Below are 20,936 nucleotides of genomic sequence, written 5' to 3'. Positions count from 1 at the left end.
ATATCAGTCGATGCGTGAAGCTGCTGCCAGGCCGCCAAGGGCCGGTTGGGCACGAAACCGATTCGTCGCCGCTTTCATCGCGATGGCGACCGTGATCGGCCTGGCCGGGGTCATCGGCGGTGCCGGCGAGGCGAGCGCCCGGATCGGTGGCACCCAGTTCGGCAAACAGGAGTTCTGGGTCAACGGTTGCGGTATGCCGAACGTCAAGGTGCGTGCCTGGAAGCGCCCCGGCAACTACAAGACCGCCATCCTGCTCGACGGTATGCGCGCCCAGTACGACTACAGCGGCTGGGAGATCAACACCAACGTCCAGGAGATGGTGCGCTCCGGCGTCAACGTCGTCGAGCCGATCGGCGGCCCCGCGAGCTTCTACTCCGACTGGGATGCGCCCAGCAACTTCAACAATCAGCCGTACCGCTACATGTGGAACTGCGTCATCACCCGCTCGCTCGTGCGGGCGCTGGACTCACGCGGCTTCCGCGGACCGAGCGGCAAGTACGCCATCGCCGGACTCTCCTCCGGTGGTAACGCCGCCCTCGTCATCGGCGCGCAGAACCGCCACAACTTCGACCGCGTGGCGTCGCTGTCCGGATACAACTTCCTCAACGCGCCGGGCATGCGCACCGCGCTGCGTCTGGCCATGTTCGACGTCGACCCGAAGCCGTGGAACATCGACAGCATGTGGGGCCCGCCGTGGAGCCCGCGTTGGATCTCCAACGATCCGTTCATGAACATCAACCGCATGCACGGCATGAAGGTGTTCATCGGTTCCGGCAACGGCTTGTTCGGTCAGTACAACTCGCTGCCGAACGTCTTCGACGACCTGTTCAAGGGTTCGACGCTGGAGGTTCTGGCGTTCACCCAGGCCAAGGCGTTCGAGGCGGCCGCATTCGTCCAGGGTCTGCCGTTGATGACCTACTACTCGAACGGCACCCACGCCTGGGGCTACTGGCAGGACATGCTGTGGAACGCCAAGAACCGAGGCTTCTTCCGCTGACCGTCTGACGGACGCGGTCCACGACATCGTCGGGACCGAGCCACTTCAGTCACAGAAATCCCACGCGTAACAGCGTGGCGCACGCAAAACAGAACGCCCTACGTGTAAGAAACACGTAGGGCGTTCTGTTGTCTGTGAGGTTGTTGTGACTTCTGGGGAAAGAGTTACACACTCACCTGGTCGAACGTCGTCAAACTCAGGTGGTGTGAAGGAGTCAGAGGGTGAACTGGCATGGGTTTCGGCACGTCGTGACGCGCAGGACGTGGGACACGACGTGTAGTGGACGGGGGCGGAACACCGGGACCGCCCGACGATGGCTGACCGGGCTCGCGGGAGCCGCGGCGACGGTCCTGGTGCTCACGGCGCCGGTGGTCCCGGCCGGTGCGGCGCCGGACGACCCGCCCGGCGCGCCGGCGGTCCAACTGCCCCCCGCCGCCCCGGAGTCCGCCGCGCCGCCACCCGCGCCGGTGCCTGCGGCTGCCACCGAACCCGCCCGGGTGACCAACACGTTCTGGTACACCGACCGTCGCGTCGCGCTGTGGGTCTACTCGCCGGCGATGAAGACCAACATCCAGGTGCAGATCCTGCTGGCCCGTGACTGGTGGTCCAAGCCGAAGGACAAGTTCCCGCAACTGGTCACCCTCGACGGCCTGCGGGCGCAGGAAGACCAGAGCGGCTGGATCATCAACACCGACATCGAGAACTTCTACCGCGACAAGAACGTCAACGTCGTCCTGCCGATCGGTGGTGAATCCAGCTTCTACACCGACTGGAAGGAACCGGACAAGGGCAAGAACTACCAGTGGGAGACCTTCCTGATCCGGGAGCTCCCGCCGATCCTGGAAGGTGACTGGCGCTCCACCGACGTCCGCGGTATCCAGGGACTGTCGATGGGCGGTTCGGCCGCGATGATGCTGGCCAGCCGCAACCCGGGCTTCTACAAGTACGCCGCGTCGTTCTCGGGCATCTTGCAGATGACCTCCTACGGCATGCCGCAGGCCATCCAGTTCGCGCTGCGCGACGGTGGCGGCTACGACTCCATGAAGATGTTCGGGCCGCCGAGCGACCCGGCATGGAAGGAGCACGACCCGTATCTGCACGCCGAGAAGCTGCGCGGCACCAGCCTGTACGTGTCGTCGGGCAACGGCCTCGTCGGGCCGCACGACAGCCCGTCGGACATCCCGCTGCTGGCCACCAACTACTCCGGCGTCGGGCTCGAGATCCTGAGCCGGGTCACCTCGCAGCAGTTCGCGATCAAGCTCAACCAGCTCGGCATCCCCGGGCAGGCGGTCTACCGGCCGTCCGGTACCCACACGTGGCCGTATTGGGAGTTCGAGCTGCAGCAGTCGTGGCCGCAGGCCGCCGGCGCGCTGGGGCTGATGAACGATCGGCCGATGTGCAAGGTCGGATTCCCGAAGGCCTACAACGTGCACAAGGAGACGCTGGGCGAATGCCTGACACCGGTGTACGGAGTGCCGGGCGGCAAGGCGCAGGACTTCCGCGGTGGCCGACTCATCACCGGACCGAAGGGACCCAAGATGGTCGGTGGCGGCATCGGCGGCGAGTACGTCGCGGCCGGCGGCCCGGGTGGCAAGCTGGGTCTGCCGACCAGCGACGAGATGCCCACCCGCGACGGCAAGGGCCGGGTGAACACCTTCCAGAAGGGCCGGATCGTCTGGACGGCCGCGGACGGCGCCAAGGTCACCCGCTGATCTCACGCACCGGCGGCGGCGCAATCTGAGCGGGAGCCGTCGCCGGTGCTGAGACTTCGCTGAGGAATCGGAACGTTTCTGCTGGTCGGGCGGGTCGCGCCGCCGAAGTCGGACCGTGGAGGCTGTAGCCTGACCAAGGGCGGATCGTCAATGAGCGAGCCGCGGCAGGTGTGAGAACCGGGTCGGTGACGACGACGTCGCCGGTCGGGCGTGACGAGGAAAGTGACGATGACCCGAAAGTTTCTGCAACTCGCGATGATCGCGGCGGGACTCGCGCTGACAGTGGGTTCGGTGTCGGCGTGCGCCGACGATTCGACGGCCACCGCGCCGATCACGAGCAATCCGGTCACGACCACGTCGATGTACTCGACGTCACCCACATCGGCCGACGAGTCGGCCTCGGCGTCGCCCAGCGCGACCGCGGATTCCGACGACGATCGGACCGAGGAGACCACCCGGGAGCAGGAGTCGGACTCCGGCGCCCTGCCCGCGACCGCGCCGAATCCCGAGACCGACGTACCGCAGAACTTCCCTGGCCCCGAAGGGCAGGAGGTCGGCCCCAAGGGGCAGGCGTATCTCGCGCAGCTGAAGGCCGAGAAGGTCGAGTTCATGGGTGACACCGACAACTCGGTCGCGCTCACGATGGCCGAGTACGTGTGCAACGAGCGGAAGAAGGGCACCGACCCCGTCACCGTGAAGGCGTTCGTCACCGCCTCTGTCGGCCCGGGTACCGAGACCGTCGCCGAGGCCAACGCCAAGGCCGACAAGGTCATCAAGGCCGCCGACCAGCACTACTGCTGACCCGTGAACGCACGGAGTGCGCAGCGCCGCAAGCGGCGACTGCCGAAGATTCTGCTGTTCCTCGCCCTGCTCGCCGTCGTCGCGATCATCCTGATCGTGGTGCTGGTGGTGGTACTGCTGCAGCCCGGTCCGCCACGCCTTCCGATCGGACCCGACGATACGACCAGCGAGCCGCGGCAACGACCCGACGCGCAGTCCGCCGACTGTCCCGACGTCCTGACCCTCGTCATCCCGGGCACCTGGGAGTCGGCCGCCGATGACGACCCGTACACGCCGACCGCGAACCCGCAATCGCTGATGCTGCGCGTCTCGGGCGCGATCGCCGACCAATACCCGCAGTCGCGCACCAGCGTCTACACCGTGCCCTACGTTGCGCAGTTCCGGAATCCGACGAACCTCGGTGACCGCCAGCGCGACTACGACTTCTCCCGCTCGCAGGGCTACAAGCGGGCCGCCGGCAAGATGATCCAGACCAACCGCGACTGCCCGCTGACCCGCTACGTCATCATGGGCTTCTCGCAGGGCGCGGTGATCGCCGGCGACCTCGCCAGCAACATCGGCAACGGCCGCGGCGTGCTCGACCCGGCCGATCAGGACCTCGTCCTCGGGGTCGGGCTCATCGCCGACGGACGCCGACAGCCGGGCGAACAGAACGACATCGGGCCGTCGCCGAGCGGTGTGGGCGCCGAGGTCGCACTCGCCGGGATGGGGCGGCTCGTCCCCGGCATCACCATGACCGGTCCCCGCGACGGCGGCTTCGGTGAGCTCCGGGACCGTGTCCAATCCATTTGCGCCGCAGGCGATCTGATCTGCGACTCGCCCACCGTCACCAACCCGATCCGAGCGGTCAGCCAGCTGGCCGGGGCGATCAACAACCCGGTGCACGCCATGTACGCGACCACCGACTACTGGTCCCTCGACGGCGCATCGGCGACGCAGTGGATGTACGGCTGGGCCGATCAGGTGATCGCCGACGCGCCTCGGCCCGCGCACTACTAGTTGCCCACCTGGTCCCTGAGGAGGTCCGGAGCTTGCGGAGGGCCGTCACGAAGGGCCGCCCTTCGTGAAGCTCCCTCCTCAGGACTCGGATGACGTCGGTATCCCCTGACTACGCGCCAACGACGCCTCGTCGTCGCTGACGAGCCCGAAGGACACCAGTGGCCGCGGATATACCGCGTCCCCCAGATAGGCGGCTGCGACGGCCATCCGGTTGGCGCCGCGTGGCAGCGAGAACAGGTGATACGCCCGCGTGACCGCCTTGGCCGCATATCCGGAGAGGTGAATGCCGACCGGGTTGGCGACCGCGAACCGGGGACCGAGGTCGACGACGAGCCCCAGATCGTTGTGGCGGTACTCGGTGGCCGAACCGACGCCGATGCCGGCGAGGACATTGCGTGCGACGACCTTGCCCTGCCGGACGGCGTGCTGCGCGGTCGGCGGGGTGATCGCGTCGTCCTTGGTGACATCGGGCACGGCTGCCGCGTCGCCGGCGGCGAACACATGCGGATGGTCGGGCACCGACAGGTCGGTCCGCACCTTCAGCCGCCCCTTCTCGGCGGGTAGACCGAGCGAATCGATCAGCGGGCTGGCCGCCACACCCGCCGCCCACGCGACCGTCCGGGTCGCGACGGTGGTGCCGTCGCTCAGCTCGGCGTGTTCGGCGGTCAGTCGGTCGATGGTGGTGCCGAGCCGCACGTCGATCCCGCGGGAACGCAGCACCTCGAGGACCTTGTCGCCCAGCTTCTCGCCGACCTCGGGCATGACCCGATCGGCCATGTCCAGCAACACGAATCGCACGTCCTGCGGGTCGAAGTCGCGTTGCCGGGCGACCTCGTCGGCGAGGGCGCGCAGCTGCGCGGTGAGTTCGGCTCCGGCATACGAGGCGCCGACCACGACGACGGTACGCCGGGCTCTCGCGATCTCCGGATCCGTTTCCCGGCAGGCGAGTTCGAGTTGCTCCAGGAGCTGATCGCGCAGATACAGCGCCTCGGTCGTCGTCTTGAGGCCGCGCGCGTGCTCGGTGAGTCCGGGGATGTCGAACAGCCGGGTGACCGATCCGGGTGTCAGCACGAGGCGATCCCATTCGACGGTTTCGCCGGCTCCCTCGCGGTTGCGTACCTCCAGCGTGCGGCCGTCGAGATCCACCTCCTCCACGCGGCCGGCCACCAGATGTGCGCCGGGCAGGGCCTGCGCGAGTGGGACGGCCACGAAGCGTGGGTCGAGCAGTCCACCGGCGACATCGGGTAGCAACGGTGTGTACAGCATGAAGTCGTCCGGGGAGATCACGGTCACCTCAACGGGGTGGTCGGAGTCCGAGCGCTGATGACGCAGCAGGCGCCGGGCGGTCTCGAAGCCGGCGAAGCCTGCGCCGACGATGACGATGTGTACGGCACCCCCTGCGTGGTCGGCAGGCCGGGCGGGATCGACAGGTTCCGTCATGTCCACTTCCTGTTGTGGCGGTTTCGCGTCCGGTATGTCCGTACCCGCAGCAGTCCGGGGCAAACACCACCCGACCCGTTTCGTTTGGTGGTGTGTTGGCGCTGCATTACCGTGATTGGGCTACCGATGCACGCGACGCGCAGCATGCGCACCAGAAACGCGCACCATGCGCATGAGGAGACGGTGAATGAGCCAGACCGGAGTGAGCGAGACCGGGAACCTGCGTGCGTTCCGTTTCGGCGCTGGTGGTGAGGGCAACAAGGACGAGGGCGGCGCGCGCAAGTTCGTCAAGCTCGCGCAGACCGCCGAGGAGTACGGCTACGACACGTTCGCCATCCCCGATCACCTCGGCAACCAGGTCGGGCCGATCGCCGCGCTCGGTGCCCTCACCCAGGCCACCTCGACCATCCGCCTCGGCACCTCGGTACTCGCCAACGGTTGGCGGCATCCCGCGCTGCTGGCGAAGGAAGCCACCACGATCGACGTGTTGTCGAAGGGGCGGCTCGAGCTGGGCATCGGCGCCGGCTGGATGAAAGAGGAGTTCGACAAGGCGGGGATCGAGTTCGAGTCGCCCGGCACCCGCATCCGTCGGCTCGACGAGGCGCTGACCATCCTGGACGGCCTCATGCGCGGGCAGACCGTCGACTTCGCCGGCGAGTTCTATCAGATCAGCGGGCTCGAGGGCTCGCCCCGGCCACGGCAGGGCCCCCGGCCGCCGATCGCGGTCGGCGGCGGTGGTCCGAAGATGCTCGCGCTGGCCGCCAAACACGCCGACATCATCTCCGTCGCGCCGTCGACGACGCGCGACGGCAAGATGCGGCTGTCGGACATGACCATCGAGAAGACCGCGGAACGGGTCGCCCGCATCCGCGACGTCGCCGGCGACCGGTTCGACGACATCGAACTGAACTGGACCATTGCCGTCATCGTGATCACCGACGACCGGCACGCCACGGCCGAGATGGCCCTCAAGGCCCTCGATCAGGGCTACCCGCCCAACATCGAACGTGACACCGATTTCACCGTCGAGGACGTGTTGCAATCGCCATACATCGCGATTGGGACCTTCGAGGAGATCGCCGATCAGATCCGCGAGGTCCGGCGGCGGACGTCGATGTCCTACGTGGGGGTATTCCCGACCCAGATGGACGCGTTCGCGCCGGTCATCCAGCTTCTCAAGGGAGAGTAGGATTGCGACGATCTGATCGCGTCCGGCTCGGGGGACGAGCATCGACACTGGCCACTCAGTGCTCGTGACCGAATTGCGCGAGGGCGAAGGTCGGATTGGCGATCATGAGCATTTCGAACGGATAACAATTTGGACTACCGTGACCGCGGTAGCAACGACGGGCGTGGAAAGCGTGGGTCGATGACATGACGGGGGACATGTCACCGGCCGGGGAAGGAAGACGCGCGGTCCACGGGGGGCCACAGGAGTAACGGATGTTGAACACAGAATTTGAGCAGTTCCTCGACGAGAACGGGCAACTCCACTTCACCGAGGACGCCACGCTCGTCGACTATGTCGAGCGCAACGTACGCGACGAGGCCGACACCCTCGCGTACCGCTTCATCGACTACAGCCGCGAGCGCGACGGCGAGGCCCAGGATCTGACGTGGGCTCAGTTCGGCAAGCGTCTGCGTGCGGTGGCTGCTCGACTGCAGCAGGTCACCAAGCCCGGCGACCGTGTCGCGATCCTCGCGCCGCAGTCGCTGGAATACGTGATCGGGTTCTTCTCCGCGCTCTACGCCAGCAACGTCGCCGTTCCGTTGTTCTCGCCGGACGAGCCGGGCCACACCGACCGTCTGCACGCGGTGCTCGCCGACTGTGCGCCCACCGCCATCCTCACCTCCACCAAGTCCGCCGAAGCGGTCCGCGACTTCTTCAAGCCGCTGCCGGCCAAGGAACGGCCCCGCGTGATCGCCGTCGACGCAGTCCCGGACTCGGTCGGTTCCAGCTGGGTCCCGCCGGTGGCCGGCAAGGACCACAACAAGGACACCGTCGCGTACCTGCAGTACACGTCCGGCTCGACCCGTGTGCCCGCCGGTGTCGAGATCACCTATCAGGCGGTGGCCGCGAACGTCCTGCAGATGTACGACTGCATCGAGATCGACCGCAACGCCCGCGGCGTGACGTGGCTGCCGATGTTCCACGACATGGGCCTGCTCACGGTGATCCTTCCCGCACTGGGCGGCAAGTACATCACCATCATGAGTCCGCAGGCGTTCGTCCGTCGCCCGGGCCGCTGGATCAAGGAACTCGCCGCCGAGGCCGACAACGCCCCCACCTACGCGGCCGCCCCCAACTTCGCCTACGAGCACGCCGCGGTGCGTGGTCTGCCGAAGGACGGCGAACACCTCGATCTGTCCAACGTCATCGGCCTGATCAACGGCTCCGAGCCGGTCACCGTCAGTTCGATGAAGAAGTTCAACGACGCCTTCGCGCCGTACGGTCTGCCGAAGACGGCGATCAAGCCCTGCTACGGCATGGCCGAGGCCACCCTCTTCGTTTCGGCGACGCAGCGCGAGAACGAAGCCAAGGTCATCTACGTCGACCGCGACGAACTCAACGCCGGCCGGTTCAAGGTGGTCGATCAGCATGCGGAGAACGCCGTCGCCCAGGTGTCGTGCGGGCAGGTCGCGCTGAGCCAGTGGGCCGCCATCGTCGATCCGGAATCCTCGACAGAGCAGGCCGACGGGAACGTCGGCGAGATCTGGTTGCACGGCATCAACATCGGCGCCGGCTACTGGAACAAGCCGGAGGAGTCCGAGGAGACCTTCCGCAACACCATCGCTCATCCGCTCGCTGACGGCAGCCACACCGAGGGCGCGCCCGCCGACGCCATCTGGATGCGGACCGGCGACTACGGCGTGTGGCTCGACGGCGAGCTCTACATCACCGGCCGGGTCAAGGACCTGGTGATCGTCGACGGCCGCAACCACTATCCGCAAGACCTCGAGTACAGCGCCCAGGAGGCCAGCGAGGCGCTGCGCCCGGGCTTCGTGGCCGCCTTCTCGGTGCCGTCGAATCAGCTGCCGCCCGTGGTGTTCGAACAGTCCACCAGTGGTCTCACCTTCGACGCCGACGACGCGTCGGAACAGTTGGTCATCGTCGCCGAACGCGGTCCCGGCAAGAAGCAGGACCCGCAGGAGATCGCCGACACCGTCCGCGCCGCCATCGCGCAGCGCCACGGAGTGATGGCGCGCGACATCCTGATGGTCCCGGCCGGGTCGATCCCGCGCACGTCGAGCGGCAAGATCGCGCGTCGAGCCACCCGCACCGCCTACATCGACGGCAGTCTGCGCGGCGGCTACAAGCAGACGGCGTTCCCGGACGCCGAGTAAACCCCCATCAGTAGTCTGGAAGCGATGTCTGAACTGAATACCGACGAGTCCAGCACCACCATGGACGACGAGTCGGGCGTGGACGAGTCGAAGTCGACCGGAACCGCCGGCGAGACGGCCGGTGATCTCACCGTCGCCGAACTGCGGGACTGGCTGCGTTCCTGGGTTTCCGAGGCCACCGGTATCCCCGCCGACCAGATCTCCGACGACCGGCCCATGGAGGAGTTCGGACTGTCCTCCCGCGACGCGGTGGCACTCGCCGCCGACGTCGAGGACAAGACGGGCGTGATCCTGACCGCGACCGCGGCCTACAACCATCCGACCATCGCGATGCTGGCCAAGCGGATCATCGAGGGCGACCCCGACGAGGGTCTCGACGACGGCGCGGACACCTTCTGGCAGCGGGAACGCAGCGCCGACGACGACATCGCGATCGTGGGGCTGTCCACCCGATTCCCGAAGGCCGGTCACACCCCGGAGTCGACGTGGGATGCGCTGATCAACGGTGTCGACGGCATCAGCGATCTGCCCGAGGACCGCTGGACCGAGTTCAAGGGCGACGCCCGGATCGCCGACGCCATCGCGTCGGCGAACGTGAAGGGCGGCTACCTCGACGACGTGAAGAGTTTCGACGCGGACTTCTTCCAGATGAGCCCCCGCGAGGTCGAGATGGTGGACCCACAGCAGCGGCTCGCCCTCGAACTCACCTGGGAGGCGCTCGAACACGCCCACATCCCGGCCTCCGACCTCAAGGGCGGCCCGGTCGGTGTGTTCATCGGCACCTCGACCAACGACTACCAGATGCTCGCGACGCTGGGACTCGGTGAGGGCGCCGAGGAGACCGCGGCATACGCACTGACCGGAACCGCCACCTCCATCGTGGCCAACCGGGTCTCCTACTTCTTCGACTTCCACGGACCGTCGATCGCGGTGGACACCGCCTGTTCGTCGTCGCTGGTCGCGGTGCATCAGGCCGTGCGCAGCCTGCGATCCGGTGAGAGTTCGGTCGCGCTCGCCGGTGGCGTCAACATGATCATCACGCCCGCGGTCACCCTCGGTTTCGACCAGGTCGGTGCACAGGCCAAGGACGGTCACATCAAGGCGTTCTCCGCCGACGCCGACGGCATGATCCGGGCGGAGGGCGGCGGTCTGGTCGTCCTCAAACGCATGTCCGACGCCCGCCGCGACGGGGACCGGGTGCTCGCGGTGATCTCCGGGTCCGCGGTCAACTCCGACGGCCGCTCCAACGGCCTGTTCGCGCCGAACCCGGAAGCGCAGGTCGAGGTGCTGCGCGACGCGTACCGCGACGCCGCACTCGACCCGCGGACCGTCGACTACGTGGAGGCGCACGGCACCGGCACCATCCTGGGCGACCCGATCGAGGCCGACGCGCTCGGCCGTGTGGTCGGCCGCGGCCGCGTGGTCGGCGCACCCGCGCTACTCGGGTCGGCGAAGACCAACTTCGGTCACATGGAGTCCGCCGCGGGTGCCGGCGCCCTCGCCAAGGTGATTCTGGCGTTGCAGCACAACACGATTCCCGCGTCGCTCAACTATTCGGGTCCCAACCCGTACATCCAGTTCGACGCCAACGGGCTCAAGGTCAACCAGGAAGCCGGCACCTGGCCGCGCTACTCCGGCCACGCCATCGCCGGCGTCTCCGGATTCGGCTTCGGCGGCACCAACGCCCACGTCATCGTGCGTGAGGTGCTGCCGACAGACCTGGACCCGGCCGCCCCCACCGCTGGTCGAGACACCCCCACCGCGAGCGTCGACCCAGATCGTTCCCTGAGGAGCGAGCTTGCGAGCGTCACGAAGGGCGATCTGCCCGCAGCGGCCGCAGAAACCCCAGCCGATGACGACGACGAGTACCTCACCGAAGCCGAACGCGCCGTCCTGGCCGCGCAGGCCACCTCGGACACCGCTCCCGCCGAAGACACCGAGAAAGACCCCGCCGACGGCTTCGCGCCCTGCGCCACCGACGGATCGGTTGTGCCACTGGTTCTTTCGGGCTTCCTTCCCTCGCGCCGCCGCAAGGCTGCCGAGGATCTGCTGGAATGGCTGGAATCCGAAGCGGGACAGGCGACCCCGCTCGCCGACATCGGACGCACGCTGGCCCACCGCAACCATGGCCGCTCGCGCGCCGTGGTGATGGCACGCACCCATGACGACGCCATCACCGGTGTCCGGGCCATCGCCGAGGGCAAGAGCAATCCCCTTGTGTACTCGGCGGATTCACCGGACGCCGCGACCGCCGTGTGGTTGCTGTCGGGCTTCGGCTCCCAGCACCGCAAGATGGCCAAGCAGCTCTATACCGAGAACCCGGTGTTCGCCAAGTACGTCGACCGCGTCGACGAGTACGTGCAGAACGAACTCGGCTACTCCATCGCCGAGATGTTCCTCGACGACGAGCAGACCTACGGCATCGAGACCAGTCAGGTCGGCATCTACACCATCCAGGTCGCACTCGCCGACACCTTGCGGCACTTCGGCGCCGAACCCGGTGTGCTGGTGCCGCATTCGATGGGTGAGGCGTCGGCTTCCTACATCAGCGGTGGGCTTTCGCTGGAGGATGCGACCCGCGTCATCTGTCAGCGCTCGCGCCTCATGGGTGAGGGCGAGTCGATGCTGCAAGGCGACGACATCCGCCTGATGGCGCTCGTCGAGTACAGCGCCGAGGACATCAGCGACGTGCTCGTCGACTACCCGGACCTCGAGATCTGTGTCTACGCCGCGCCGACGCACACCGTGATCGGTGGACCCGAGTCGCAGGTCGACGCGATCGTCGCCCGCGCCGAGGAGGAGGGCAAGCTCGGTCGCAAGCTGCAGACCAAGGGCGCCAGCCACACGTCGCAGATGGACCCGCTGCTCGGCGAGCTCGCCTACGAGCTGACCGGTATCGAACCGCTGCGGCCGACGGTCGGCTTCTACAGCTCGGTCGATCGCGAAACCTTCTACCGCCCCGGACACGAGCCGGTGCACACCATCGACTACTTCACCAAGGGCCTGCGGCACAGCGTCTGGTTCAGTCAGGCGATCTCCAAGTCGGTGGAGAACGGTCACCGCACGTTCCTGGAGCTCTCGCCGAACCCAGCGGTGCTGATCTCCGTTGCCGCCGTGACCTTCTCGGCCGGTCTGCATGACGCGGAACTGGTGGAGACGCTCAAGCGCAAGGAGGACGAGAGCTACGGCCTCGTCAACGCGCTGATGAAGCTGTACGTCCACGGACACCCGGTGAACGTCGGATCGCTGTTCGGGACAGGAGACTTCGGCGATGTCCCGCGCACCCGCTTCGAACGCCGCGAGTTCTGGCTGAAGGCGACGATCAGCGGCGGCGGCTCGGCCGGGTCGGTGCCGGGTTCGCATGTCGCGCTACCGGACGGCCGGCATGCCTGGGAGGTGAGCGCGTCGGCGGTCACCGATCCGCGCGAACTCGTCCGCGCCGCGGCCGCGCAGGTGCTGAGTGATGCGGCAGTCGGTGCGTCGCTGACCCACGCGTCGGTTCCCGGCGACGGCACCCTCACGACGACCCTCAGCCCGCACCCGGGTGGCGCGTCGGTGACCGTGCACAGCAAGGAAGACAAGAACTTCCGGCTGCTCTTCGAGGCCGTTGTGACGGGCGGTGACGTTCCCCCGGAATCGCCTGCGCCGGCTGTGGAGTCCACATCCCCCGCCGCCGTCTTCGCCGACGACCGTGTCGTGACCGAGGACGAGGTCGTCGACGACATCGACAACAAGTGGTCGCCGGAGTCCGGTGAGACGGTGGAGCAGCGGCTCGCGATCATCGTCGGCGAGTCCATGGGGTACGACCCCGAGGACCTGCCGCGCGAAATCCCGCTGATCGAGCTGGGCCTGGACTCGCTGATGGCGGTGCGGATCAAGAACCGCGTCGAGTTCGAGTTCGACATCCCGCAGCTGCAACTGCAGGCCATGCGGCAGGCCAACCTGGGCGACGTGGTGAAGTTCGTCGAGTTCGCGGTCACCCACCGCGACCAGCTCGACGATCTCGCCCAGAATGCCGCCGGTGGTGGCGAACTCGACACCGCGGCGCTCAATGCTTACATCGATGAGCAGAATTCGAAGGATGTTTCGGAGGACGATTCCCCCGCTGGTCGAGTAGCGACGAGCGATCCCCCCGTTGGTCGAGTAGCGACGAGCGCTAGCGAGGAGCGTATCGAGACCAAGGAGACCGACCTCTCCGACGCAGCCGCCGTCGCCGACGCCACCGGCTCCGACGTCCCGCCGCGCGACGCCGCCGAACGTCTGACCTTCGGTGTGTACGCCGTTGTGACCAAGACGTCGGCGGGCGGCGTGTTCAACAAGCTGCCCGTCCTCGAAGAGGATGTGGCGCAACAGCTCACGGATCGTCTGAACGAGCGCACCGGCGGCGACATCGACGTCGAGGACATCCTCGACTCCGAGACCATCGAGGTGATGTCGAACTACGTCCGCGAGTACCTCGACGCCGGCGCCGACACCGACGGATTCATCCGCTACCTGCGGCTCGTCGACGGCAAGAAGAGCTACGACCCCACCGCCGGGGATCCGGTTCCGGCACTCCTGTTCCACCCGGCAGGCGGCAACACCTCCGCCTATGAGGCGCTGCTGAAGCGACTTCCGGACGATCAGCCGGTCATCGGCTTCGATCGGGTCGAGGGTTCGATCGAAGAGCGTGTGCTGCAGTACATGCCGCGCCTGCGAGAGATCGCTCCGCACGGTCCGTACGTGCTGATCGGATGGTCCCTCGGCGGCGCGCTCGCCTACGGATGTGCACAGGTGCTGCGGGAGGCGGGGGAAGAGGTGTCCTTCGTCGGCCTGATCGACGTGGTGCGTCCGTCCGAACCGGTGGTGGAGACCCCGGACACCAAGCGGGCCCGCCTCGAACGGTGGCGCGACTTCGCGATCCGCACCTACGACCTGGACGACGACATCCCGATCCCGATGGACCGCCTCGTCGAGGCGGACGACGAAGAACAGTTCGCCATCATCATGGAGATGATGTCGATGTCGGGCACCAAGATCCCCGGCGGCATCATCGAGCACCAGCGGACGTCGTTCCTGGACAACCGGGCGCTCACCAACATCGAACCCACCAGCTACGACGGCAAGGTGATCCTCTACCGTGCCGACAAGATGCACGACGGCGCCATCGAGTTGGAGCCGCAGTGGGCGAACATCGACGAGGACGGCCGCTGGGGCGAGGTGGTGAATGATCTGGAGATCATCCACATCGGTGGTGATCACCTGTCGATCGTCGACGAGCCGTACATCGGACGGATCGGTGCGGATCTCACGCAACGCCTACGGACCGTGGGTGATTCGGCGAGGTCGGCGGAGAGGAAGTAGGCAGCATCGTGACGGAATCGACTGTGTCGGAAACGGCTGGGACACAGGCGCCCGCGACCGGGACCACCGCCGAGAAACTGGCGGATCTGCGTGAAAAGCTGGAATCGGCAAAGGAACCCGGCGGCGAGAAGGCGATCGCCAAGCGTGAGGCGAAGGGTATCTGCTCGCCGCGCGAACGGCTGATGATGCTGTTCGACCCGGGCACTTTCGTCGAGATCGGTGCGCTCGCCAAGATGCCGGGCGCCGCCCATTCCGGCTACGGCGACGGCGTCGTCACCGGACACGGACTGGTGCACGGACGCCCCGTCGCCGCGTTCTCCCACGATCAGACCGTGTTCGGCGGCACCGTCGGAGAGATGTTCGGCCGCAAGGTGTCCGCGCTGATGGAATGGGCCGGCAAGATCGGCTGCCCGATGGTGGGCATCAACGACTCCGCCGGCGCCCGCATCCAGGACGCCGTGACGTCGCTGGCCTGGTATGCGGAGATGGGACGCCGCAACCTGCTGCTGTCCGGACTGGCTCCGCAGGTGTCGGTGATTCTGGGCAAGTGCGCCGGCGGCGCGGTCTACACGCCGGCCAACACCGACATCCTGGTTGCCGTCGAGGACAAGAGCTACATGTTCGTGACCGGTCCGGATGTGCTCAAGCAGGTCAACGGTGAGGACATCTCGGCCGAGGACCTCGGCAGTGCGCACAACCAGGCACGGTGGGGCAACATCCATCATGTCGCGCAGGACGAGAAGTCGGCGTTCGACTGGGTGCGTGAGTATCTGCAGTACATGCCGTCCAGTGCGTATGAGCAACCGCCGGTGATCAATCCGGGCCTCGAGCCGGAGATCACCGACTCCGACCTGTCGTTGAACGCGTTCATGCCGGACAACGACAATGCCGGCTACGACATGCACGACATCATCATCAAGCTGTTCGACGACGGCGCGTTCCACGAGGTCGGCGAGTTGTTCGCGCCGAACATCCTCACCGGCTACGCGCGCGTCGACGGCCGGTCGGTGGGTGTGGTCGCCAACCAGCCGAACGTGATGTCCGGTGTGCTGGACACCGATTCGTCGGAGAAGGCGACCCGGTTCGTGCGGATCTGCAACGCCTTCCGCATCCCGCTGATCTTCCTGGTGGACACCCCGGGCATCCTGCCGGGGCTGGCCGAGGAGCAGAAGGGCACCATCCGGCGTTCGGGCAAGTTCCTCTACGCCTACGTCGAGGCCGACGTCCCGAAGGTGACGGTGGTCCTGCGCAAGGCCTACGGCGGTGCGTACGCGGTGATGGGCTGCAAGCAGCTCGGAGCCGACATCAACCTGGCTTGGCCGAGCGCCAAGATCGCGGTGATGGGTGCCGAATCCGCTGCGGCGGTGCTGACGCGGCGCCAGACCGATGGCATGTCCGCCGCCGAGGCCGACAAGGTGCGTCGCGACTTCATCGACTTCTACAACACGATGATGGCCACGCCGTACCTCGCCGCCGAGCGCGGCTACATCGACGCCGTCATCGAGCCCGCGGAAACCCGGCTACAACTGCGAAAGGCGTTGGCGCAGTTGCGCGACAAGACCGAGTACCGGACGCCGCGCAAGCACTACCTGATGCCGATCTAGTCCGGGCGCTACTGCGTCAGTCGAAACGCCGCAGGATCGAGTGCACCGCCTGCGTGACGGTGAGCCGGTCGTAACTCTGCACGAAGTCGAAGGTGCGGTCGAGATCGCTTGCGCCGCTGTGGAGATCGCGAGCCGACAACAGGGCCGCGAAGTGCGGTCCGAGGACGGCGACGTTCCACTCGTTCACGAGATCGTCGGCAGGGTCGAGCGGGGCGCGGTGCACGTTGCCGTCGCGGACATCGGGTAGGCCCACGCCGTACACGCCGGCGAGACCGGTCTTCTCCGACATCGCACGCCAGCGCTCGGTGGTTCGCGGGGTGAAGTGGTCGGCGTGCTGGAAGGTGCCGAGCACGATCGAGGCGCCGCCGATGGCCGCCTGATGTTCGAGTGCTTTGCTCATCTCGATGAGCAATCGTTTGTCGCCGAGCCGCGGGGTGAGCGAGGCCGACGCGATCGCATACGGCGTCTGCTGGTCCGGTGCGGGCGTCGACCAGACCGGCATATCCGGGAGCGGAACGATGGTCGACGTCGGCAACACCGACGGATTCTCCACCGACGGGTAGAGGGCGCCGATCCCGAACGACGCGCCCATGGTCATCGCGATCACGCGGCGCGACTCGTCGTCCACGCCTTCGGCCACCACGACGGCCCGGCTACGTTCGGTGTGCGCGGCGAGTGTGTGCGCGAGTTGAGCCGACTCGGGATTGGAGTTCTGGCTCAGCAGATCGGCAGAGGTGACCACGATGTCGGGCTCGATCAGTGTCAGCAGCGTTGCCGCGTGGTCGCTGCTGCTGAGCCCGTCGACGCAGATCACCTTGCCGGCCGCCCGCGCCCGGGCCACCCGGGCCAGAGTGCGCTGCGGGCTGCGCTCGACCGCGCTCGGCAGAACGACCATCACATGCCGTTCGAGAGCTTCGACGGTGTCGTCGCCGAGGTCGTCGAACAGTTCGAGGTCCATGCCGACGAGCAGGGGGAGGATCTTGGCGACCGACTGGGCGCGGGCGGACCGGGCGAACTCCTGGCGCCGACGGTCCACGATGTGATGCTGTTCCATCAGCCGCGCGGCCCGGCGCAGCGCATCGGCGGTGCCCATACGAGTCCCGGAGGGTCCGCGCAGCTGCAGCTCGACGGCGGCGAGCGCGCCGTCGCTGAGCCGGCAGACCGGCGCGAACTGCATGTGGAGCTCCAGATCCTCGAACAGGGTGAACCCGCCCTCGGTTGCCGATGCCTGCCGGACCTCGGGTGTCATGCGGAAACAGCGATCATCGGGCGCCTCCCGTCAGAGCCGAAGTGGGCTCCGAGATGAAGTGGGAGGATGCGGGGTCTTCACATCCTGTGCAGGGCAAACGTGCTGCCTGCGGCCAGGATAACAAAGGTGGGGGACAGGGCCCGGGGCGAGCGACGGCGCCCCGGCGTCAGCCGGCCGAGCGTGCGGCTTCCGCGGCGTCGGTCTCACTGGTCCGGCCGGCGTTCGCGAGCTCGCCGGTGTAGCTCTCCAGATGTGCGCGGACGAACCACTGGAACTTCTCGAGCTCGGCGGTCTGGCCGATGAGGATGTCCTCGGTGATGGGATCCAGCTCGCCGACCTTCTCGATCGCGGCCCGGTGGGAGGTGATGAAGCCGTCATAAACGAGATCGAGCGCGCCGAGGTGTGCCTGGGCGGTGTCGCGGCCGATGGAGTAGTCGCCCCACGAGCGGTCGTCCTCGATGGCCTTGGCGGTGCCGCGCGGCGAGAAACCGAGGGTCGCGACCCGTTCGGCGATGGTGTCGGCGTAGCCACGCACTAGGTCCACCTGCGGATCGATCATCTCGTGCACGCCGATGAAGTTGGCACCCACGACATTCCAATGGATGTGCTTGAGCGTGAGGTGAAGGTCGTTGAGCGCGCTGAGGCGTTCCTGCAGGGACTCGGCGACGGTGGTGGCCGAGTCGACGGACAATCCGGGAGCGGTGAAAGTGGTCATGTCCGCGACGGTAGGAGGGTTCGACGGGCTTCGTCAGCCACCGAACCGGTTCGGCAACCCAACCGAGACCGATGGTCACGGACAGGTAACGGCGTCGGGTGGACGATGCACGTCAGGCGACGGTGGTGCCGACCAGTCGCCCGATCGCGAAGGTCACGATCATGGCGAGTGCGCCACCGATCACCACCCGCACCATCGGGCGCCACGGGCGCGAGCCGCCGAGCGTCGCGCCCGTCGCGCCGGTCAACGCCAAGGCCACCAGCACGGCGACGAAGGCCACCGGGATGCGCCAGGACGGGGTCGGCAGGAGGATCGCGATCAGCGGCAGCAAGGCGCCGACGGTGAACGCGATCGCCGATGACAGTGCCGCCTGCCACGGGCTGGTCAGCTCGTGGGGATCGATGCCCAGCTCGACCTCGGCGTGGGCTTCGAAGGCGTCGTTCTCGGTGAGTTCGGAGGCGACCCGGCACGCGGTCTCGTGGCTGAGGCCCTTCGCCTCGTAGAGGCCGACGAGCTCGTCGAACTCCTCGTCGGGTTGCTCGGCGAGCTCACGACGCTCCTTGGCCAGCAGGGTCTCCTCGCTGTCGCGCTGCGTACTCACCGAGACGTACTCGCCGAGTGCCATCGACACCGCGCCCGCGGCAAGTCCGGCGACACCAGCCGTGAAGATGGCGCCACGATCCGCGGTGGCGGCGGCGACACCCACCACGATGCCCGCGGTCGACACGATGCCGTCGTTGGCGCCGAGTACTCCTGCGCGCAGCCAATTGAGCTTGTTCGCCAGCGAACCACGGTGTGGCTCGTTGCGGTGCTGATGCTCGTGGTCGACGGACATGGGTCAACTCAACTGGCACAGCACGATTCGCGCAAGCAAGGCAAACGTTGCCTCAGTGCGGCGTCACCCTGTTCCCTGAGGAGCGAGCTTGCGCGCGTCCCCCGTTCCCTGAGGAGCGAGCTTGCGAGCGCGCCGCCCTGAGGAGCGAGCTTGCGAGCGTCACGAAGGGGACCCTTCGTGACGCACACTCACTTCGTTCGCGTGCTCCTCAGGGATCGCTAGGGGGGCGAAGGGCCGCCCTACCTGCACTGATGCATAAGTGCATGCTAACATGCACACATGCCCAAGAACGTGCAGATCCGTGACCTCGACGACGATGTGTACGCCGCGTTGTCCCGTCGCGCCGCGGAGGAAGGGATCAGCGTGCCGGAGTTGCTGCGCCGGGAGGCCACCCGGTTGGCGGCACGTCCGTCGGTCGCAGAATGGTTGCGCCGCACCGGACGGCGCCCGTCGCAGATCTCGACCGCCGAGGCATTGGATGCGCTCGATGACTGGCGGGGGCAGTGGCCTGATGCTCGTCGTTGACGCTTCGTGCCTCTTCGAGGTGGTCGCCGACACCCCGCGGGCCGAGGATATCCGCGCGCGCCTCGCATCAGACACCGACCATGTCGCTCCCGAGGTGATCGATGTCGAAGTTCTCGGAGTCATTCGCGCGCAATATCTCCGGGGAACGCTGGATGCCACGGCGGCGGCACTGGCCGTCGACGATCTCCGTGACTGGCCGGGCGAGCGACACTCACATCGATGGATGCTCGACAGAGTGTGGGACCTGCGCGATACGGTCCGCGGTTGGGACGCCTTCTATGTCACCCTGGCCGAGGCCATGGACGCCACTCTCGTCACGATGGACGCCCGTCTGGCACGAGCGCCCGGACCGCGGTGCCCGATCGAGGTTCTCGGTGGGCAGCCACTCATCGGGTGATCGTCAGAACACTTTCACCCCGAGCCGACGCCGCAGGCGCAGGTCGAGGATGTAGACCGACATGATGGCACGCATCAGGCGTCCGGTCGCCGGGTCCAGCGTGCGGGCCAGGTTGAGGGCGCGGTCGAGGCGCCGGTCGTCGCGGGCGCTCCACTTCCAGTGCATCATGTCGCGGAACTCCGGTGGAAGTCCCGCTTTGATCAGGTATTTCGTCTGCCGGCCGAGGTAGCGGTGGACCAGGGCGCCTGCCGCCCCCATGCGCTGCTCCAGAAACGACAGATCCGAGAGTTGTTGCAACAGTTCGCGTACCGGTGGATCGATCGACATGTCGTGGATCTGGTCATCCCAGTACGTCTGCAACGCCGCGTAACTGGCCGGCCACTGGTCGGCGGTCACGTTCAATGTGGTTCCGAGCCAGCGCGAGTCGGCGACCACACGTTCCTTCTCCGCAGGACTCAGCGGCCCGTACAGCAGCTCGTACTGGTCGATGAAGTACTTCGTCAGACAGACCGCGACCCACAGCTGCAGCCGGGAGTCGTTGCCGCTGTATCTGACCGGGCTCTGTTCGGTGGAGTAGACCAGCGCGTGGATGCGCTGCAGCTCGTCGTGGACGAACTTCTTGTCCTCGTCGGTGCCGAACAATGCGACGGCGAGGAACGTGCCCGTGGTGCGGCTGCGCTTGATCGGATGCTTCACCGCGCTACCCGAGTCGACCCGGCTCTCGACGACGCCGTGCCCGACTTTCGGGTGCGCCAGTTGCATGATGACATTGGCGCCGGCGATGGACGGTCCGAACCCTGTGACCAGGTCGCCGGTCCGGCGGATCGGACGACGGTGCCGCGCGGGCGCGACGTCGGCGACGTGCTCGTGCTGATAGTGATCAACGACGGTCATATCCCCATCATGGGCCCGCGTATGAAATTTTGTGCCGGAAGGCGGCACGAACCGCAACACGACCACAACGAAATTGTGAT

The 20,936-nt window shown here is 67.0% G+C and carries 15 protein-coding genes; 10 read left to right on the top strand and 5 right to left on the bottom strand.

Annotated elements, in window-relative coordinates:
• Positions 1-10 precede the first annotated feature (10 nt).
• The 4 genes from VZC37_RS17990 to VZC37_RS17975 all read left to right on the top strand — a co-directional run bounded on the left by VZC37_RS17990 (position 11) and on the right by VZC37_RS17975 (position 4,509).
• The gene (locus VZC37_RS17990; RefSeq protein ID WP_330434226.1) at positions 11-997 is read left to right on the top strand and encodes an alpha/beta hydrolase; all 987 of its coding nucleotides are present in this window, start codon (positions 11-13) and stop codon (positions 995-997) included.
• 317 nt (positions 998-1,314) lie between these two features.
• Positions 1,315-2,709 carry an alpha/beta hydrolase-fold protein gene (locus VZC37_RS17985; protein WP_431309443.1) on the top strand — a complete coding sequence of 465 codons (1,395 nt, stop codon included), beginning with the start codon at positions 1,315-1,317 and terminating at the stop codon, positions 2,707-2,709.
• Between the two features lie 228 nt (positions 2,710-2,937).
• Positions 2,938-3,510, top strand: coding sequence for a DUF732 domain-containing protein (locus VZC37_RS17980; protein ID WP_330434225.1), 573 nt, complete (start codon positions 2,938-2,940; stop codon positions 3,508-3,510).
• 3 nt (positions 3,511-3,513) lie between these two features.
• On the top strand, positions 3,514-4,509 hold the full coding sequence (locus VZC37_RS17975) for a cutinase family protein (protein WP_330434223.1): 996 nt from the start codon (positions 3,514-3,516) through the stop codon (positions 4,507-4,509).
• A gap of 78 nt (positions 4,510-4,587) precedes the next feature.
• On the opposite strand, the gene VZC37_RS17970 is transcribed toward VZC37_RS17975, so the two are convergent.
• Complete coding sequence (locus VZC37_RS17970) at positions 4,588-5,949, bottom strand: NAD(P)/FAD-dependent oxidoreductase (RefSeq protein WP_330434221.1); 1,362 nt, start codon at positions 5,947-5,949, stop codon at positions 4,588-4,590.
• A gap of 187 nt (positions 5,950-6,136) precedes the next feature.
• On the opposite strand from VZC37_RS17970, the gene VZC37_RS17965 reads away from it, so the two are divergent.
• The 4 genes from VZC37_RS17965 (at position 6,137) to VZC37_RS17950 (ending at position 16,241) form a co-directional block, all read left to right on the top strand.
• Positions 6,137-7,138: an LLM class F420-dependent oxidoreductase gene (locus tag VZC37_RS17965; RefSeq protein ID WP_330434218.1), complete on the top strand. Its 1,002-nt coding sequence runs from the start codon at positions 6,137-6,139 to the stop codon at positions 7,136-7,138.
• 254 nt (positions 7,139-7,392) lie between these two features.
• Positions 7,393-9,294 carry a long-chain-fatty-acid--AMP ligase FadD32 gene (fadD32, locus tag VZC37_RS17960; protein WP_330434217.1) on the top strand — a complete coding sequence of 634 codons (1,902 nt, stop codon included), beginning with the start codon at positions 7,393-7,395 and terminating at the stop codon, positions 9,292-9,294.
• Between the two features lie 24 nt (positions 9,295-9,318).
• Positions 9,319-14,637 (top strand): polyketide synthase Pks13, encoded by a 5,319-nt coding sequence (pks13, locus tag VZC37_RS17955; RefSeq protein ID WP_330434214.1) that lies wholly within the window; start codon positions 9,319-9,321, stop codon positions 14,635-14,637.
• Positions 14,638-14,645: 8 nt separating this feature from the next.
• On the top strand, positions 14,646-16,241 hold the full coding sequence (locus tag VZC37_RS17950) for an acyl-CoA carboxylase subunit beta (protein WP_330434212.1): 1,596 nt from the start codon (positions 14,646-14,648) through the stop codon (positions 16,239-16,241).
• Positions 16,242-16,257: 16 nt separating this feature from the next.
• On the opposite strand, the gene VZC37_RS17945 is transcribed toward VZC37_RS17950, so the two are convergent.
• The 3 genes from VZC37_RS17945 to VZC37_RS17935 all read right to left on the bottom strand — a co-directional run bounded on the left by VZC37_RS17945 (position 16,258) and on the right by VZC37_RS17935 (position 19,040).
• On the bottom strand, positions 16,258-17,490 hold the full coding sequence (locus VZC37_RS17945) for a DICT sensory domain-containing protein (RefSeq protein WP_330434210.1): 1,233 nt from the start codon (positions 17,488-17,490) through the stop codon (positions 16,258-16,260).
• Between the two features lie 166 nt (positions 17,491-17,656).
• Complete coding sequence (locus VZC37_RS17940; protein ID WP_330434208.1) at positions 17,657-18,205, bottom strand: Dps family protein; 549 nt, start codon at positions 18,203-18,205, stop codon at positions 17,657-17,659.
• Positions 18,206-18,317: 112 nt separating this feature from the next.
• On the bottom strand, positions 18,318-19,040 hold the full coding sequence (locus tag VZC37_RS17935) for a VIT1/CCC1 transporter family protein (RefSeq protein ID WP_330434206.1): 723 nt from the start codon (positions 19,038-19,040) through the stop codon (positions 18,318-18,320).
• A gap of 279 nt (positions 19,041-19,319) precedes the next feature.
• Here VZC37_RS17935 and VZC37_RS17930 point away from each other — a divergent pair, with 279 nt between their 5' ends.
• Together VZC37_RS17930 and VZC37_RS17925 are read left to right on the top strand one after the other, a co-directional pair.
• Positions 19,320-19,565 carry a FitA-like ribbon-helix-helix domain-containing protein gene (locus tag VZC37_RS17930; RefSeq protein ID WP_330434205.1) on the top strand — a complete coding sequence of 82 codons (246 nt, stop codon included), beginning with the start codon at positions 19,320-19,322 and terminating at the stop codon, positions 19,563-19,565.
• A complete protein-coding gene (locus VZC37_RS17925) occupies positions 19,552-19,962 on the top strand; it encodes a type II toxin-antitoxin system VapC family toxin (protein WP_330434203.1) in 411 nt (136 codons plus the stop codon). Before VZC37_RS17930 ends, VZC37_RS17925 begins: the two co-directional genes overlap by 14 nt.
• Before the next feature lie 3 nt (positions 19,963-19,965).
• On the opposite strand, the gene VZC37_RS17920 is transcribed toward VZC37_RS17925, so the two are convergent.
• A complete protein-coding gene (locus tag VZC37_RS17920) occupies positions 19,966-20,856 on the bottom strand; it encodes an oxygenase MpaB family protein (protein ID WP_330434201.1) in 891 nt (296 codons plus the stop codon).
• Positions 20,857-20,936 lie beyond the last annotated feature (80 nt).

It is taken from the genome of Gordonia sesuvii (assembly GCF_036350415.1).
Lineage (GTDB): Bacteria > Actinomycetota > Actinomycetes > Mycobacteriales > Mycobacteriaceae > Gordonia > Gordonia sesuvii.
Note: the sequence above shows the minus strand (reverse complement) of the source record. Positions and strands in the feature narration are given on the sequence as shown.

What these genes read in the sequence shown, in the direction of transcription:
- VZC37_RS17940 (WP_330434208.1), bottom strand. Translation starts at nt 18,205, where the DNA reads ATGACCACTTTCACCGCTCCCGGATTGTCCGTCGACTCGGCCACCACC.
- VZC37_RS17990 (WP_330434226.1), top strand. Translation starts at nt 11, where the DNA reads ATGCGTGAAGCTGCTGCCAGGCCGCCAAGGGCCGGTTGGGCACGAAAC.
- VZC37_RS17925 (WP_330434203.1), top strand. Translation starts at nt 19,552, where the DNA reads ATGCTCGTCGTTGACGCTTCGTGCCTCTTCGAGGTGGTCGCCGACACC.
- fadD32 (WP_330434217.1), top strand. Translation starts at nt 7,393, where the DNA reads ATGTTGAACACAGAATTTGAGCAGTTCCTCGACGAGAACGGGCAACTC.
- pks13 (WP_330434214.1), top strand. Translation starts at nt 9,319, where the DNA reads ATGTCTGAACTGAATACCGACGAGTCCAGCACCACCATGGACGACGAG.
- VZC37_RS17935 (WP_330434206.1), bottom strand. Translation starts at nt 19,040, where the DNA reads ATGTCCGTCGACCACGAGCATCAGCACCGCAACGAGCCACACCGTGGT.
- VZC37_RS17945 (WP_330434210.1), bottom strand. Translation starts at nt 17,490, where the DNA reads ATGACACCCGAGGTCCGGCAGGCATCGGCAACCGAGGGCGGGTTCACC.
- VZC37_RS17980 (WP_330434225.1), top strand. Translation starts at nt 2,938, where the DNA reads ATGACCCGAAAGTTTCTGCAACTCGCGATGATCGCGGCGGGACTCGCG.
- VZC37_RS17970 (WP_330434221.1), bottom strand. Translation starts at nt 5,949, where the DNA reads ATGACGGAACCTGTCGATCCCGCCCGGCCTGCCGACCACGCAGGGGGT.
- VZC37_RS17930 (WP_330434205.1), top strand. Translation starts at nt 19,320, where the DNA reads ATGCCCAAGAACGTGCAGATCCGTGACCTCGACGACGATGTGTACGCC.
- VZC37_RS17965 (WP_330434218.1), top strand. Translation starts at nt 6,137, where the DNA reads ATGAGCCAGACCGGAGTGAGCGAGACCGGGAACCTGCGTGCGTTCCGT.
- VZC37_RS17920 (WP_330434201.1), bottom strand. Translation starts at nt 20,856, where the DNA reads ATGACCGTCGTTGATCACTATCAGCACGAGCACGTCGCCGACGTCGCG.